The organism is Bacillus sp. Je.9.29.b (genome assembly GCF_051129925.1).
In the GTDB taxonomy this organism is placed as follows: domain Bacteria; phylum Bacillota; class Bacilli; order Bacillales; family Bacillaceae; genus Bacillus; species Bacillus safensis.
The window spans coordinates 13,612-30,245 of sequence record NZ_JBCPSO010000012.1 but is presented as its reverse complement, the minus strand read 5'-3'; the positions used below and the strand labels follow the sequence as shown (position 1 = coordinate 30,245).

The window sequence follows — 16,634 nt, the reverse complement described above, 5'->3', positions numbered from 1 at the left end:
AGCGTTTTTCTGTTTTAAACAAACAGGGAGGAGGAGCCAAATGAAAAACATACAATCATTTATCAAACAAAGTGATGATTTTCAGTCCATTTTTAATGGGCTAAAGGAAGGGTTAAAAGAACAGCTGCTTGCCGGACTATCAGGCTCCGTCAGATCTTTATTTACAGCCGCGATATCAGACGAACTGAAGCGGCCAATGTTTATTGTGACTCACAATTTATATCAGGCGCAGAAGGTAACAGATGATCTAGCAAGTGTGATGCCGGATCGCTCGGTTCTTCTTTATCCTGTCAATGAACTCATCGCTTCAGAAATTGCAGTGGCCAGTCCTGAGCTGAGAGCACAGCGTTTGGATGTCCTGAATCGACTTGCGAATGGAGAAAACCCCATTATCGTCACTCCCGCAGCTGCGGTGCGCAGGATGCTTCCGCCAGTTGAGCTCTGGAAGGAGAGTCAGATCCATTTAAAGATCGGTGAAGAAATTGATTTGGAGGCGTTTTCAAAACAACTCGTACAAATTGGTTATGACCGGACGTCGATGGTTGCAGCGCCCGGGGATTTTAGTGTGCGCGGAGGAATTATCGACATCTATGCGTTAACGGAAGATCATCCAATCCGTATTGAACTGTTTGATACAGAAGTAGACTCGATTCGAACGTTTCATTCGGATACACAGCGTTCATTAGAAACCCTTCAAGAAATCAAAATAGGTCCTGCAAAAGAGTTAATTGTGAGAGGTCCTGAACGAGTGAGAGCTATTGAACAGCTTGATCAAGGGCTGGCGAAGAGCTTAAAGAAATTCAACTCAGATCAGCAAAAAGAACTGCTTCATCAAAATATTTCTGCTGATCGCGAGAAGCTGCTAGAAGGCATCGTGACACAGGAAATGACGAAGTACCTGTCCTATTTCTATGAAAAGCCTGCTAGTTTGCTAGATTATACATCGCAGGATACGATTATTATTTTAGATGAAATCAGCAGAATTCAGGAGATGGAAGAACAGCTTGAACAGGAAGAAGCCGATTGGACAATTAGTCTGCTTGAAGAAGGCAATATTCTTCATGATTTATCTCTATCTTTCCCGTTCCAAGAACTGATCAATCAGCAATCGAGATCCATTCTGTACTACTCTTTGTTCCTGAGACATGTCCAGCAGACAAATCCGCAAAATATCGTCAATGTATCTAGTAAGCAAATGCAGAATTTCCACGGACAGATGAATGTGCTGGCGAGTGAAATTGAACGCTATAAAAAACAGCAATACACGGTTGTCTTCTTAGGTGCTGATGAAGAGCGGACAGAAAAGCTGTCGTCTGTTCTGCATGATTATGACATTGAAGCCGCTCTTGCTAAACCGGACGCTGAGCTTGTGAGCGGACAGGTGTATATTTTACAAGGTGAGCTGCAAACAGGCTTTGAACTGCCGTTATCAAAAATTGCTGTAATCACAGAAGGTGAACTCTTCAAGAAACGTGTGAAAAAACAGGCGCGTAAGCAAAAGCTGACCAATGCAGAGCGGATCAAGAGCTATTCAGAGCTTCAAGTCGGCGATTATGTGGTGCACATTAACCACGGGATCGGTAAATATTTAGGAATAGAAACGCTTGAAATCGGCGGCATTCATAAAGATTATTTAAATATTCATTATCAAGGAAGCGACAAGCTTTACGTACCGGTTGAACAAATCGATCAGGTGCAGAAATATGTAGGATCAGAAGGTAAAGAACCAAAGCTGTACAAACTTGGCGGCAGTGATTGGAAACGTGTGAAGAAAAAAGTTGAAACATCTGTACAGGACATCGCAGATGATCTGATTAAACTGTACGCAGAACGCGAGGCAAGCAAAGGATATGCTTTCTCGCCTGATCATGAGATGCAGCGCCAGTTTGAATCTGCGTTCCCTTACCAGGAAACAGATGATCAAATCCGTTCGATTCACGAAATTAAACAGGATATGGAGCGGGAACGTCCAATGGACCGTCTGCTTTGTGGAGATGTGGGTTACGGAAAAACGGAGGTGGCTATTCGTGCGGCCTTCAAAGCGATTGCTGACGGGAAGCAGGTAGCCCTGCTTGTTCCGACAACCATCTTAGCACAGCAGCATTTTGACACAATCATGGACCGATTCCAAGACTACCCTGTCAAAATTGCGCAGCTGAGCCGTTTCCGTACAAGAAAAGAAACAACTGAAACGTTAAAAGGGCTGAAAAACGGAACGATCGATATGGTTATCGGCACACACCGTCTTCTTTCAAAAGACATCGTCTACAAGGATTTAGGGCTGCTGATCATTGATGAGGAACAGCGTTTTGGTGTGACGCATAAAGAGAAAATTAAGCAGATGAAAGCCAATATCGACGTACTGACATTAACGGCTACGCCAATTCCGCGTACGCTTCATATGTCCATGCTTGGCGTACGGGATTTATCAGTGATTGAAACACCGCCTGAAAACCGTTTCCCTGTTCAAACCTATGTGGTTGAGTACAATGGCGCTCTAGTCAGAGAAGCGATAGAGCGAGAATTAGCACGCGGCGGTCAAGTGTACTTCCTTTACAACCGTGTTGAGGATATTGAACGAAAAGCAGACGAAATCTCCATGCTGGTCCCAGACGCAAAAGTCAGTTATGCGCACGGGAAAATGAGTGAGAACGAGCTGGAATCAGTGATGATTAATTTCCTTGAAGGTGAATCAGATGTATTGGTCAGTACCACCATCATTGAAACGGGAGTCGATATTCCAAATGTGAACACGCTCATCGTCCATGATGCAGATAAAATGGGGCTCTCTCAGCTGTACCAGCTAAGAGGACGAGTCGGGCGTTCGAACCGTGTCGCATATGCTTATTTCACGTATCGAAAAGATAAAGTTCTTTCTGAAGTTGCGGAGAAAAGACTTCAAGCCATTAAAGAATTCACAGAGCTCGGATCTGGGTTTAAAATTGCGATGCGTGATTTAACAATTCGAGGAGCAGGGAACTTACTTGGTGCTCAGCAGCATGGCTTCATTGATTCGGTTGGATTCGATCTCTATTCTCAAATGCTGAAAGAAGCCATTGAGGAAAGAAGAGGCGATACAACGGCCCAAGATAAATTCGAGCCAGAAATTGATCTGCAAATTGATGCTTACATCCCAGACACTTATATTTCGGATGGCAAGCAAAAGATTGAAATGTATAAACAGTTTAGAGCAATTGGATCGATTGAAGAGAGAAAAGAGCTTCAGGATGAAATGATCGACCGATTTGGTGAATATCCGCAAGAAGTGGCTGACTTGTTTACGATTGCGACAATGAAGGTGTACGCTGTCCAGGAACGTGTCGAGCTGATCAAGATGGAGAAAGGCATTGTCAGAATGACCCTTGATGAGAAAGCCAGCAGTGAAATCGACGGTCAAAAATTATTTGAGCTCGGCAGTAAATATGGACGTGAAATCGGATTAGGAATGGAAGGCAGCAAGCTGATTATTTCTGTCCAAACGAAAGGCAAGAAGACTGAGGAATGGCTTGAGGTTGTTCTTAACATGCTTCGAGGCCTTCAAGATGTGAAAAAAGAAACCATTCCATCTTCATAAAATTTTGTTTGTCTCTCGTGTATATTACGTTTGATGTGACGGATACTAAACTCAGGGTCAAGTGGTGAATGTTGCATAAAGTGGACGCTTTTGTTCCATTCACCCAACACATCATCAAACGAAAGAGAGGCAGCAGTGAATGAAAGCAACTGGAATTGTACGCCGCATCGATGATTTAGGTAGAGTGGTTATTCCGAAGGAGATTCGCAGAACATTGCGCATCCGGGAAGGAGATCCGCTTGAGATTTTCGTCGACCGCGATGGAGAAGTAATTTTGAAGAAGTATTCGCCGATTAGTGAGCTAGGAGACTTTGCGAAGGAATATGCTGATGCATTATTCGACAGTCTGGGTCATTCCATCCTGATCTGTGATCGAGATACGTATATTGCTGTATCCGGCAGTTCGAAAAAAGAGTACTTGAACAAATCCATCAGTGATTTACTTGAACGAACAATGGATCAGCGTAATTCTGTGTTAGAAGAAAATAAAAAAGAAATTCAACTTGTCGATGGTATTGATGATGACGTATCTGCTTATACCATTGCACCTATTGTTGCGAACGGAGATCCAATTGGCGCCGTCGTCTTATTTTCTAAAGAGCGTTCAATGGGAGAAGTGGAGCATAAAGCGGCAGAAACGGCAGCTGGCTTCTTAGCCCGTCAAATGGAACATTAGGTCTAATAACTCTATATCATCTTGATAAAATGAAAGAATGCCGATGAAATCATTTGATTTTGTCGGTTTTTTATATGGGATGAAACAAAACGAGACATGTGCCGTCTACTCCTTAGAAAGAAACGCCTTTTCATTCACGTATGATATAATGAGTGCGTTTAACTGTAGATCTATTTTAAAGGAGTCATCCATGAAAAATGCTGTGAATCAGCCGCACTGGCTTTTCCAGGGTGCGGTGATTTTGACCATCGCAGGCCTGTTATCAAAGATATTAAGTGCCATTTACCGTGTCCCGTTTCAAAACATCGTAGGGGACACAGGGTTTTATATTTATCAGCAGGTATATCCTTTCCTTGGCATTGCCATCATGCTTGGTACAACAGGATTTCCTGTCATGGTGTCCAAGCTTTTGAGTGAGCATGGGGAAGAGAATCGACGGATCATTACAAGGGTATCCTTGGTCTATATCACTTTACTGAGCCTAGTCTTATTTCTTTGTCTTTACATAGGAGCAGGCACAATTGCAAGCCTTATGGCAGACAGTCAATTAATTCTGCTCATCCAGATGAGTGCTTTTGTGTTTCTATTTCTGCCGCTCACCGTGATGCTGAGGGGAATTTTTCAGAGTGACGGTCTGATGCTTCCAACGGCTGTTTCTCAGTTGGTTGAGCAGCTCATCAGGGTAGGTGTCCTGCTTGTTTTATCCTTCTATTTCGTGAGGCACGGCTATTCGCTTTATGAAACAGGGGCGGGTGCGGTGTTCTCTTCTATCGCAGGAAGTGCGGCCTCGCTCATTTTGCTTCTTTTCCTTTGGCTGACCTATCGAAAGCAGTCTGCTGCAAGTATGTCAGGCAAACAGGCGACACTTCGAAAAAAAGATGTTATGAAGAGTTTGGTGCTGTATACATTGACGATTTGTGTCAGTGGTTTGCTCATATTATGGATGCAAATGATTGATGCTTTTCATCTGTATGCGTTGCTGCGTAGCGAGGGTCTCAGTGAAGCGGCGGCAAAGGCGGCGAAAGGTGTATATGACCGAGGCCAGCCATTCTTACAGCTCGGAACGGTGTTTGCTATCAGCATCGGAACCTCACTTGTGCCATTTTTATCGGCAGCCATGAGGAATGGAGAGCATGAAACGATACGGCAAAAAGTTCGGTCATCGGTTAAGACCACGTCGGTATTAGGGATAGGGTCAGCGGTTGGACTGATTTGTATTTTAGCACCAGTCAATACAATGCTTTTTCGTAATGACTTAGGCACCGATGCCTTGCAAATATTCTGTATATCGATCGCCTTTACGTCGATTGCCATTACGCAGGCGGCTTTACTGCAAGGGCTCGGGCATACTGTGTACCCTGCTGTTGTGGTGGTCCTCAGCGTGCTGGTGAAATGGATTCTAACGATTGCGCTTGTACCGTTATTTGGCATCCACGGTGCCGCGTGGTCAACTGTATGTGGTTTTCTCACAGCAGCCGTGCTCAATGCCGTTTATTTAAAGCATAAAGGATGGATTTCATTGAGAGAGCTGTTCCCGGTGAAAATTCTTTTATCAGCCGCCTTCATGGCTGTTGTCTTAATAGGATATCAGGCTCTGTTTTCATGGGTCATCCCCTTTGAAAAACGTCCGTTTTCCGTTTTAGAGAGCCTGACATCAGTTTTTATTGGTGGTTTCGCCTTTTTATATAGTATTCTTAAGCTAGAAGTATTTACGGACGAGGAATGGAGACTCATTCCATTAGGAAAAAAGATTTTATATTTTAAACAGATGAGAGGGAATCAAAATGGCAGGTAAGATTACCGTCGTCGGTCTCGGGGCAGGCGACATGGATCAGCTGACGCTCGGTGTATATAAGCAGCTGAAGCAGGCGAAAGAAGTATTTATGAGAACGCAGGATCATCCGCTTACCGCAGAGTTAATGCAGGAGGTCCCATCTCTCACCTTTTTTGATGAAATTTATGAAAAGCATGATCAGTTTGATCAGGTGTATCAGGAAATTACCGAAATATTATTTGCAGAGGCAGCGGAAAAAGACATTGTGTACGCTGTACCTGGTCATCCATTTGTGGCAGAAAAGACCGTACAGCTGCTCGTCGCCGGGCAGAAAGAGCGCGGGATTGAGGTGTCTGTCGCTGGTGGACAAAGCTTTCTAGATGCGACATTCAACTCCTTGCAGATTGACCCCATCGAGGGATTACAATTCGTTGATGCAGGGGATATGAGAGCGGATGATCTGAAATTAACCCAGCACGTTCTGATTTGTCAGGTATATGATCAGATGACAGCTTCGAATGTGAAACTCACGCTGATGGAAAAGCTCCCTGACGATTATGAAGTTTATATTGTGACTGCAGCTGGAAGCAGTCAGGAACAGATTACTGCCGTTCCTTTATTTGAACTTGATCGAGATGTGTCGATAAATAACTTAACGAGTGTTTATGTTCCTCCGATTCAAGATGAACAGCTGCTTTATCAACAATTTGACACCTTCCGTGACGTCATACGTACATTAAGAGGTCCGGGCGGCTGTCCATGGGATCAAAAACAAACAAATGAATCACTCAAACCATATTTAATTGAAGAATGCTATGAACTGCTTGAAGCGATAGATGAAGATGACCCAGATCATATGGTGGAAGAGCTCGGCGATGTGCTGCTACAGGTGCTGCTTCACGCTCAAATTGGCGAAGATGACGGTTATTTCTCAATCGATGACGTCATTCAGCATGTCACAGAAAAAATGATTCGGCGCCACCCCCATGTGTTTGGTGACACGAATGTTTCTGAGGCAGCAGATGTGGTGGCCAACTGGGAAAAAATCAAACAGCAGGAGAAGCCAGAGCGGGCCGGTTCTATTTTGCAATCGATTCCGGCGACACTTCCAGCACTAACAAAGGCATATAAGCTCCAAAAGAAAGCTGCCAAAGTAGGCTTTGATTGGACAGATGTTCAAGACATTTGGAACAAATACGAAGAAGAAAAGCAGGAATTTCTCGTTGAAGTGGCAGAGAAGACGGACGAAGGTGCAACGAAGCAGATGAAAGATGAATTTGGAGATCTTTTGTTTGTTCTCGTCAATATTGGCAGGTTCTATCACCTAGAGCCTGAAACGGCACTCGCTTCTGCCAACACAAAATTCATACGGCGCTTTCAGCATATCGAACAAAAAGCAAAGGACATGGGCCGTTCATTAGATGACTTAACGCTAGAGGAAATGGACGATCTATGGAACGATGCGAAACGCATAGAAAGAGGTGAACACACATGAGACTAGATAAATTTTTAAAAGTGTCCCGTTTAATTAAAAGAAGAACATTGGCAAAAGAAGTAGCTGATCAAGGCAGGATATCTATTAACGGAACACAGGCGAAAGCAAGCTCTGACGTGAAAGAAGGAGATGAGCTGCAAATCCGCTTTGGTCAAAAACTAGTGACTGTTCAAGTCAACGAGTTAAAGGACACGACGAAAAAAGAAGAAGCGGCTGGCATGTATACTGTGCTAAAAGAAGAAAAAACAGCAGAATAGGGCTTGTTCTAAATGACCCTCTTATCACATACAATGCAGTAACATGCAAGTATGAGATATGGGGGATGTATAGATGAATCAATATTATAATCAACCTCAAGGCACGAAGCTGTCATCAGACGCGGAGCACAATGTCACAATGCGAAACAGAAAGCATTTAGATATTACTGGTGTCAAACAAGTGGAAAGCTTTGATAGTGAGGAATTTCTGCTGGAGACGGTCATGGGGATTCTCGCCATCCGCGGAGAAAATCTGCAAATGAAAAACCTAGACGTCGAAAAGGGCGTTGTGTCGATCAAAGGGCGTGTTTTTGATTTAATCTATGTTGATGAGCAGCACGGGGAGAAAGCTAAAGGATTTTTTAGCAAGCTGTTTAAATGACGCTGACAGTCCAGTTTTATACGATGCTTTCCATGGCGGCGATGGGCATCTGGCTGGGCGCATCGCTTGATACGTACAAGCTGTTTGTGAACCGGGAAAAAACAGCAAAATGGCTTTTGGTTATCCACGATCTCCTTTTTTGGATGGTACAGGGTCTCTTATTCTTTTACGTCCTGCTGCTGACAAATGAGGGAGAATTCAGGCTTTATATTTTTCTAGCTGTTGCTCTAGGTTTCTCGATGTATCAGGCATTGATGAAACATTTGTATCTCAAGATTCTCAAGTTTATCATGATGTGTGTATATCAGACTGTTCTCTTCCTAAAAAGGCTGGTCATGTCGGTTGTCTTCCAGCCGATCCGCTGGATGATCACATTGATTATAAGTGCTATTCTGTTCTTGCTCCACTCGCTCTTACGTCTTGTTCGTTTTACGTTTCGGCTCGTGTGGAAGGTGCTGTCGATTGTTTGTTATCCGCTCATCTGGTTACTCAATGTGACCATTATTCATCGGATTCCCGAAAAATGGCGAACATCAATGAGATTGTTTTTCTCAAAAGGAGCAGGAATTTTACAAGGGGCCAAGAAATTATCTGGTACCATCAAAACGAAATGGAAACAATTCTGGACAAAGTAAGAGAGGAGGCCTTCAATTTTGAACAAGAGAAAAAGAAATATCGCACAAATTCAAAATGATTACCAAAAACAAATGGAACAGCAAGCGCAGCGCTTAAAACGCAAACGTCGCGGACTCCTTAGAAGGCTTACCGTGTTTGGTGTAATCGTGCTCATGTTTGCTGTCTTGGTGACAAGTGCCCTCTGGTCGCAATCGTCTTCACTAAAGGAAAAAGAAGAGAAGAAGGTTGCGCTCGAAAAAGAGTTGAAGCAATTACAAACAAAGCAGGAAGATATTTCTGATGAAATTAAGAAGCTGAAAAGCAAGGAATACGTACTCGAACTGGCACGACGGGACTATTATATGTCCAAAAAAGGCGAAAAAATCTTTGATGTGGGCAATAAGAGCGATTAGCCTTGTTGACACTTAAAATTCAGTTTATGTATAATTGAACAAATGAGATTTTTTTATAAGTCTAAGGAGGAGCACTTTTTTTATGTCGATTGAAGTTGGCAGCAAGTTACAAGGGAAAGTTACGGGCATTACAAATTTTGGAGCTTTTGTGGAGTTGCCAGGCGGTTCAACTGGTCTCGTTCATATCAGTGAGGTAGCCGATAACTATGTAAAAGATATTAATGAGCATTTAAAAGTCGGTGAACAAGTTGAAGTGAAAGTGATTAACGTTGAAAAAGACGGTAAAATCGGCTTGTCCATTAAAAAAGCAAAAGATCGTCCTCAACAACAATCAAGACCAAGCAGAAATGATTTCCGTCCGAAGGAATCGTTTGAACAAAAAATGAACAAATTCTTAAAAGATAGCGAAGATCGCTTAACATCTTTAAAACGTAACACGGAATCAAAACGTGGGGGGCGCGGAGCAAGAAGAGGTTAACTTGTTGCTGCTTTCTATATATTTTCACAACAAAGCATCTGCTGTTCAGCAGGTGCTTTTTTTCATGATCCATCCGACATTTTTTGAGATTTCGTCATTTAATTTCAAACTTTCTATTGACGGACAAGCGAATCCTTTGTATTATAGTTCTTGTGCTTCTTAGCGCATTTTCATTATGGCGGTGTAGCTCAGCTGGCTAGAGCGTACGGTTCATACCCGTGAGGTCGGGGGTTCGATCCCCTCCGCCGCTATCCTTTTAACTAGAACATAAAGCAAGGCCCGTTGGTCAAGCGGTTAAGACACCGCCCTTTCACGGCGGTAACACGGGTTCGAATCCCGTACGGGTCATCTTCGAAACAGCTTTCTATAGGAAAGCTGTTTTTTTGTGCCTTCGTAAAATTCTGATGAAAGACATCGACTTTCATGAAACTATGCCTCTTTGACGAATAAAGCGTCGAACGTTTTATGGAAACGACAACTTCTTTTGACAAAATTTCTTTTTCACCTTCGCTATAATGACAAGCAACGAATATCAGGTGGGGGATGAGAAGATGGAAAAACTAGAAAGAAGAACTGATTTAACAGGAGCGGGGTTTGAAAGAATCAGTGCGGGATTAAAAAAGATGAAAAACCTGTTTCTTCATCACACGCATTCTCTTTTTTTCTATAAAGGGTTTATTTATGTTGTTCTAGGCTTTTTATTAGGACGAGCCTTTATATTATCTGAAATTATGCCATTTGCTCTGCCTTTCTTTGGCTCCATGCTACTTATTAAAAGAGATAAGGCGATGCTTGCTTGTCTAGCATTACTCGCTGGGGCGATGACAATATCACCTCAAAATGCATTGTTTGTGTTTGCGTCGCTGCTCATGTTTCTCCTTATGTCAAAGGTCGTTTCTTTCATCATCAAAGACCCAGTGAAAACATTACCGGTTGTCATTGTTCTCTCAATGCTGATCACCCGAGGAGCGTTTGTTTACCTAGAGAAAGGTGCTGTGCAAAGTTATGATTACGTCATGGCGGGTGTCGAAGCAGGACTTGCCTTCATTTTGACTCTGATTTTTCTTCAAAGCCTGCCGATTTTTACAGTCAGGAAAATTAAACACTCTTTAAAGGTCGAAGAAATTATTTGTTTTATGATTTTAATTGCCTCAGTTTTAACTGGTCTTGCTGGGATCACATTTCAAGGAATGCAGGCAGAGCATATTTTGTCACGTTATGTAGTGCTGACGTTTGCCTTTATTGGCGGAGCCAGTATTGGTTGTACGGTCGGTGTTGTGACAGGATTAATTCTCGGTCTCGCTAACATCGGAAACCTTTATCAGATGAGTCTTCTTGCCTTTTCAGGCTTATTAGGCGGATTGCTGAAAGAAGGGAAGAAAGCAGGGGCAGCCATCGGCTTAATTGTGGGCTCCTTACTCATTTCACTGTACGGGGAAGGGTCAGCAGGTCTCATGACCACACTGTATGAATCACTTATAGCGGTTGCGCTCTTTTTGCTCACGCCGCAATCAGTTACTTCCAAGGTAGCGAAATACATTCCTGGTACGGTAGAGCATGTACAAGAGCAGCAGCAATATGCTCGGAAGGTACGAGACGTGACAGCAAAAAAGGTAGATCAATTCTCTCATGTATTTCATGCGCTGTCTGAGAGTTTTGCGACATTTTACGAATCCGTTCCTGAAGAGAAGAAGCAGGAAGAGGATGTAGATCTTTTTTTAAGTACGATCACAGAACGATCCTGTCAAACGTGCTATAAGAAAAATAAATGCTGGGTGCAGAACTTTGATACAACCTATGAACTAATGAAACAAGTTATGCATGAATCTGATGAAAAAACGTATGAGCATAACCGAAAATTGAAAAAGAAATTTAGTCAGCACTGCTCAAAATCAAAACATGTTGAGGAATTGATCGAAGAGGAGATCGCTTACTATAAAGCCAACCAGACACTGAAGAAAAAAGTCCAAGACAGCAGGCGTCTTGTCGCTGAACAGCTGATGGGGGTCTCGCAAGTAATGGAGGATTTTTCCCGGGAAATAAAACGAGAAAGAGAGCAGCATTTTATTCAGGAAGAGCAGATGATAGAAGCGCTTCAGCACTTTGGTATTGAAATTCAGCAAGTAGAAATCTATAGCTTGGAGCAGGGAAATGTGGATATTGAAATGAGAATACCATATTGCCAAGGGCATGGGGAATGTGAAAAAATCATTGCTCCAATGCTTTCGGATATTTTAGAAGAACAGATTTTAGTCAAAGCAGAACAGTGTGCAGAGCATCCAACAGGCTATTGCCACGTTGTATTTGGCTCTGCTAAATCATACCGAGTGGCTACAGGCGTGGCACATGCAGCAAAAGGCGGAGGACTGGTATCTGGAGACAGCTACAGCATGATGGAGCTTGGAGCAGGCAAGTATGCCGCAGCTATTAGTGATGGAATGGGCAACGGAGCACGTGCTCATTTTGAAAGCAATGAAACGATTAAGCTGTTAGAAAAAATATTGGCGTCAGGTATCAATGAAAAAGTGGCGATTAAAACCATTAATAGTATTTTATCTTTACGAACGACGGACGAGATCTATTCCACATTGGATTTATCGATCATTGATTTACAGGATGCGAGCTGTAAGTTCCTCAAGATTGGTTCAACACCCAGCTTTATTAAACGGGGTGATCAGGTGATGAAGGTACAAGCAAGCAACTTGCCAATCGGTATTATTGATGAATTCGAAGTCGAGGTTGTGAGTGAACAGATGAAGGCAGGAGACCTATTGATTATGATGAGTGACGGTATTTTTGAGGGGCCAAAGCATATTGAAAATCATGATCTGTGGGTGAAACGGAAAATGAAAAGCTTTAAAACAGAAGATCCCCAAGAAATTGCTGATTTATTAATGGAAGAGGTTATTCGAACAAGAGCAGGCCAAATTGACGACGATATGACAGTTGTTGTCATCAGGCTCGACCACAACACACCAAAATGGGCTTCCATTCCGACCGGTACATTCTATCTTGAGAAACAAGAGATTTCTTAATATATCGTATAATATGAATTTCTTCTGGCGATGATGGGGATATAAGCATTCAGTTACAATCCCAGGAGGAATGAAGATGCGAAAAGGTCACGTCAACCAAATCTTATTGATTACAGATGGCTGCTCAAATCACGGGGAAGATCCGCTTGCGATTGCCTCATTGGCAAAGGAACAAGGGATTACAGTCAATGTCATTGGCATTATGGAAGAAAACAGACACGATCATGAAGCGATGAAGGAAGTGGAGGGGATTGCTCTCGCAGGCGGAGGCATCCATCAAGTTGTCTATGTCCAGCAGTTATCTCAAACAGTACAAATGGTCACAAAAAAAGCGATGACACAAACGCTACAAGGTGTTGTGAATAAAGAATTGCAGCAAATTCTCGGCAAAGATGCTGAAATTGAAGAACTTCCACCTGATAAGCGCGGGGAAGTAATGGAGGTTGTCGATGAGTTAGGAGAGACGGTTCACCTTCAAGTACTCGTGCTTGTTGATACAAGTGCAAGTATGAAACCGAAGCTGCCAACCGTCAAAGAAGCACTTATCGACCTTTCTATCAGTTTAAATTCAAGAATTGGAGAAAATCAGTTTGGGATGTGTGTATTTCCCGGGAAAAACTCAGATGCTGAAATTGTGTTGAATTGGACGCCTCGATTCGATTCATTATCATCTATTTTCCCAAAACTGACCACTGGAGGAATCACCCCAACGGGACCAGCGCTTCGGGAAGCACTTCAGCATTTCAAATCAGTTCGTTCACGCAAAGGGCTGCTTGAAGCAAAGGAAAAGCATGATGATGAATTCGGATTCTAACATCCCGTTAGGCACGGTGATTCAAGGGAAATGGCACCACCATCATTACCGTATTGTAAAAGAGCTTGGAAAAGGGGCGAACGGTGTTGTCTATCTGGCCGAATCGCCACATGGGCAAGCGGCCCTTAAAGTGAGTGATGACAGTATGCTCATTGCATCTGAAGTCAATGTATTAAAATCCTTTTCAAAGGCTCCTGTGAAAACCATGGGGCCTTCTTTTTATGATATGGATGATGCGATTTATCCCGGTATGCCTCAAAAACGCTCTTTTTATGTGATGGAATATGTCAGAGGTCCATTATTGCTTGAATTTGTGAAACAAAAGGGTGATGAGTGGATCGTTGTTTTGATGATTCAGCTTTTATCCAGTCTGGCTCATTTACATCAGGAAGGATGGATTTTTGGTGACTTAAAGCCGGATAATCTCATTGTTTCTGGTCCCCCGGCAACGATTCGGTGCATTGATGTGGGTGGAACGACGAAAGCAGGCAGGGCAATTAAGGAGTATACCGAGTTTTTTGATCGAGGCTATTGGGGGTTTGGCACAAGAAAAGCTGAACCATCGTATGATTTATTTGCCCTGACCATGGTGATGGTCAACTGTGCGTATAAGAAAGAATTCAAAAAAGGAGCAGAACCAGAAAAGCAGCTTTATCGAGCCATTGAAGGACATCCTTTATTAAAGCGATATGAAAGGGTGTTAAAGGCTGCTCTACAAGGTAAATATCAATCAGCAGCAGATATGAAAAGCGCGATGCTGAAAGAAGGACAGCTGATTGCATCAAGAAAAACGCGCCAAAAGAAGCAGCAGCAAAAAAACGCGCCAAAACACGCTGTTAATCAAAATCAACAAGTGACTACACGATCGCGGGCTGCAGCAGCAAAAAGAACGTCAGCACGCAAAAAATCAGGCGGGCTTTTTGAAACCATTCTTATCGTGTGCAGTGTACTCGCTCTTTACTGTGCATATGTGGTTTTGTTCCTGTTGTAGAGCTGTAAAAAAGCAGGCTTCTTCTTTGCTTGGAGCTACTGAAAGTGATAGGATATGTATATCTTTAAATTACCTGCTCTTTGTGAGGAGGAAGTTGTGAATAGAATTGAATCTTTTTTGAAAAAGCATGATGTTTACCTTGAAAATACGACAGTCATTGTCGGGGTTTCCGGCGGACCGGATTCCATGCTCTTACTGCATGAACTTAACAAGCGCCGCAAAGGTTCCTATCAGCTGATTGCAGCCCATGTAGATCACATGTTCAGAGGAGAAGAGTCCTTTGCTGATTTGGCATTTGTTGAGGCATACTGTAAGGAGCACGAGATCCCTTTTGAATCGTCCCGCATACAGGTCACCCAATATGCAAAAGAAAACCGCTTAAACAAACAGGCAGCTGCAAGGGAGTGCAGATATGCTTTCTTTCGTCAATTGATGGAGCAATACAACGCTCAATTTATAGCGCTTGCACATCATGGAGACGACCAAGTAGAAACAATGTTGATGAGACTTGCGAGAGGGACTGTTGGTATAGGACTCGCGGGTATCCAAGCAAAACGTCCTTTTCAAAATGGGTGGCTGATTCGACCGCTCATTGGATACTCTAAGGACGACGTACTAAAAGCTTGTGAAAAAGAACATGTCCCCTATGTCATTGATCAAAGCAATCATACGGATGACTACTTGAGAAACCGGGTAAGAAGACACATTCTTCCCGTGTTAAAAGAAGAGGCACCTCATGTACATGAAAGCTTTCAGTTTGTAAGTGACATGCTGACTGAGGATGAGCAATACTTGCAGGCTTTAACAAAGGAACAAATGAACCAAGTGATAACGAGTCAATCGCCTAACCAAATTGAGATCAAAACGAAGCCTTTGCTTGACCTGCCTTTGCCTTTACAAAGAAGAGGCATTCAACTAATATTAAACTATCTTTATGAAAACACTCAATCAGCGTTTTCAAACCAGCATATTCTAGGGACTTTAGACTGGTTATCTCATACCGATCAACCGTCTGGATCATTAGATTTGCCAAAAGGTTTACAAGCTGTCAAGTCTTATGATCACTGTATGTTTACCTTTGAACGATCGCATGTATTAGACCAGTCTTATGCTCTTCACTTAAAGGTTGAGCTCGGAGAAGAGCTTTTTCTCCCAAATGGACAGTCTATCGCAGTATCAAATCATGTTCCGAAGGATGCACGGAACGGAAACCATTTTTTCTTGCTTCAAAAAGATCATGTTCGTCTCCCTTTGATCATTCGCTCACGAAAAAATGGTGATCGAATCAAACTTAAAGGGATGAATGGATCAAAAAAGGTGAAGGATATATTTATTGATAAAAAAGTGCCTCTTGCAGAAAGAGACAGCTGGCCGATCGTCACTGACTCGGATCATCAAATCATCTGGATCCCAGGTCTGAAAAAATCCGTTTTTGAAGAAATTGATATGACAAACAGCGATCTCATTGTATTACAATATAGACAGCACGAAAATTTGTAGGGGGCAAGCAAAAGCATGAAACAAGATATTGAAAAGATTTTGATCTCAGAAGAAGAGATCCAGCAAAAAGTGAAGGAACTGGGTGCAACATTAACCAGTGATTATGATGGTAAATTTCCCCTGGCTATTGGTGTTTTGAAAGGGGCTCTTCCATTCATGGCAGACCTGATCAAACACATTGATACATATTTAGAACTTGATTTTATGGATGTATCTAGCTACGGAAAGTCTACCGTATCTTCTGGAGAAGTAAAGATCATTAAGGATCTAGATACTTCTGTTGAAGGAAGAGATATTTTGATTATGGAAGATATCATCGACAGTGGGTTAACTTTGAGCTATCTGGTAGAGCTTTTCCGATACCGTAAAGCAAATTCCATTAAAATTGTGACATTGCTTGATAAACCAAGCGGCCGCAAAGCAGACATCAAAGCAGATTATGTTGGATTTGAAGTGCCAGATGCTTTTGTTGTCGGCTATGGATTGGATTTCGCTGAACGTTACCGAAACCTCCCGTATATTGGAGTGTTAAAACCATCTGTTTACGAAAGCTAATCAGCATACGTATACATGAGGTTATTGGTTGTGTTGGAATGATTTTCTATGATACTATTGAACATAGTTGTGCTT

The 16,634-nt window shown here is 42.6% G+C and carries 13 protein-coding genes, 2 tRNA genes and 1 pseudogene; all 16 read left to right on the top strand.

The genetic code is table 11. The features are described from left to right. The first annotated feature begins 40 nt into the window (after nt 1–40). The 16 genes and pseudogenes from mfd to hpt all read left to right on the top strand — a co-directional run bounded on the left by mfd (nt 41) and on the right by hpt (nt 16,559). A complete protein-coding gene (gene mfd, locus AAZR19_RS18535; protein ID WP_041105720.1) occupies nt 41–3,574 on the top strand; it encodes a transcription-repair coupling factor in 3,534 nt (1,177 codons plus the stop codon). Nucleotides 3,575–3,713: 139 nt separating this feature from the next. Beyond that, nucleotides 3,714–4,250 (top strand): stage V sporulation protein T, encoded by a 537-nt coding sequence (spoVT, locus tag AAZR19_RS18530; RefSeq protein ID WP_024427194.1) that lies wholly within the window; start codon nt 3,714–3,716, stop codon nt 4,248–4,250. Nucleotides 4,251–4,440: 190 nt separating this feature from the next. Continuing rightward, the gene (locus tag AAZR19_RS18525) at nt 4,441–6,045 is read left to right on the top strand and encodes a putative polysaccharide biosynthesis protein (RefSeq protein ID WP_041105722.1); all 1,605 of its coding nucleotides are present in this window, start codon (nt 4,441–4,443) and stop codon (nt 6,043–6,045) included. Next, a complete protein-coding gene (gene mazG / locus AAZR19_RS18520) occupies nt 6,035–7,519 on the top strand; it encodes a nucleoside triphosphate pyrophosphohydrolase (RefSeq protein WP_041105725.1) in 1,485 nt (494 codons plus the stop codon). Before AAZR19_RS18525 ends, mazG begins: the two co-directional genes overlap by 11 nt. Then, nucleotides 7,516–7,776 carry an RNA-binding S4 domain-containing protein gene (locus tag AAZR19_RS18515; protein WP_008341839.1) on the top strand — a complete coding sequence of 87 codons (261 nt, stop codon included), beginning with the start codon at nt 7,516–7,518 and terminating at the stop codon, nt 7,774–7,776. Before mazG ends, AAZR19_RS18515 begins: the two co-directional genes overlap by 4 nt. A gap of 73 nt (nt 7,777–7,849) precedes the next feature. Further along, the gene (gene yabP / locus AAZR19_RS18510) at nt 7,850–8,158 is read left to right on the top strand and encodes a sporulation protein YabP (protein ID WP_024425646.1); all 309 of its coding nucleotides are present in this window, start codon (nt 7,850–7,852) and stop codon (nt 8,156–8,158) included. After that, on the top strand, nt 8,155–8,793 hold the full coding sequence (gene yabQ / locus AAZR19_RS18505; RefSeq protein ID WP_041105727.1) for a spore cortex biosynthesis protein YabQ: 639 nt from the start codon (nt 8,155–8,157) through the stop codon (nt 8,791–8,793). The genes yabP and yabQ overlap by 4 nt, the downstream gene beginning before the upstream one ends. An 18-nt stretch (nt 8,794–8,811) precedes the next feature. Continuing rightward, nucleotides 8,812–9,186: an FtsB family cell division protein gene (locus tag AAZR19_RS18500; RefSeq protein WP_003217952.1), complete on the top strand. Its 375-nt coding sequence runs from the start codon at nt 8,812–8,814 to the stop codon at nt 9,184–9,186. 82 nt (nt 9,187–9,268) lie between these two features. Continuing rightward, nucleotides 9,269–9,664, top strand: coding sequence for a S1 domain-containing RNA-binding protein (locus tag AAZR19_RS18495; protein WP_008357409.1), 396 nt, complete (start codon nt 9,269–9,271; stop codon nt 9,662–9,664). 177 nt (nt 9,665–9,841) lie between these two features. Continuing rightward, nucleotides 9,842–9,915 (top strand) — tRNA-Met (locus tag AAZR19_RS18490). Nucleotides 9,916–9,940: 25 nt separating this feature from the next. After that, nucleotides 9,941–10,012 (top strand) — tRNA-Glu (locus AAZR19_RS18485). A gap of 203 nt (nt 10,013–10,215) precedes the next feature. Then, nucleotides 10,216–12,699: a stage II sporulation protein E gene (gene spoIIE, locus AAZR19_RS18480; protein ID WP_326149332.1), complete on the top strand. Its 2,484-nt coding sequence runs from the start codon at nt 10,216–10,218 to the stop codon at nt 12,697–12,699. 76 nt (nt 12,700–12,775) lie between these two features. After that, on the top strand, nt 12,776–13,513 hold the full coding sequence (locus tag AAZR19_RS18475; protein WP_434703952.1) for a VWA domain-containing protein: 738 nt from the start codon (nt 12,776–12,778) through the stop codon (nt 13,511–13,513). Next, the gene (locus AAZR19_RS18470; RefSeq protein ID WP_434703968.1) at nt 13,497–14,504 is read left to right on the top strand and encodes a protein kinase domain-containing protein; all 1,008 of its coding nucleotides are present in this window, start codon (nt 13,497–13,499) and stop codon (nt 14,502–14,504) included. Before AAZR19_RS18475 ends, AAZR19_RS18470 begins: the two co-directional genes overlap by 17 nt. A 96-nt stretch (nt 14,505–14,600) precedes the next feature. Continuing rightward, nucleotides 14,601–16,023 (top strand): annotated as a pseudogene (gene tilS / locus AAZR19_RS18465) (tRNA lysidine(34) synthetase TilS). Continuing rightward, nucleotides 16,020–16,559: a hypoxanthine phosphoribosyltransferase gene (gene hpt / locus AAZR19_RS18460; protein WP_434703950.1), complete on the top strand. Its 540-nt coding sequence runs from the start codon at nt 16,020–16,022 to the stop codon at nt 16,557–16,559. Before tilS ends, hpt begins: the two are co-directional and overlap by 4 nt. The last annotated feature ends 75 nt before the right edge of the window (nt 16,560–16,634 follow it).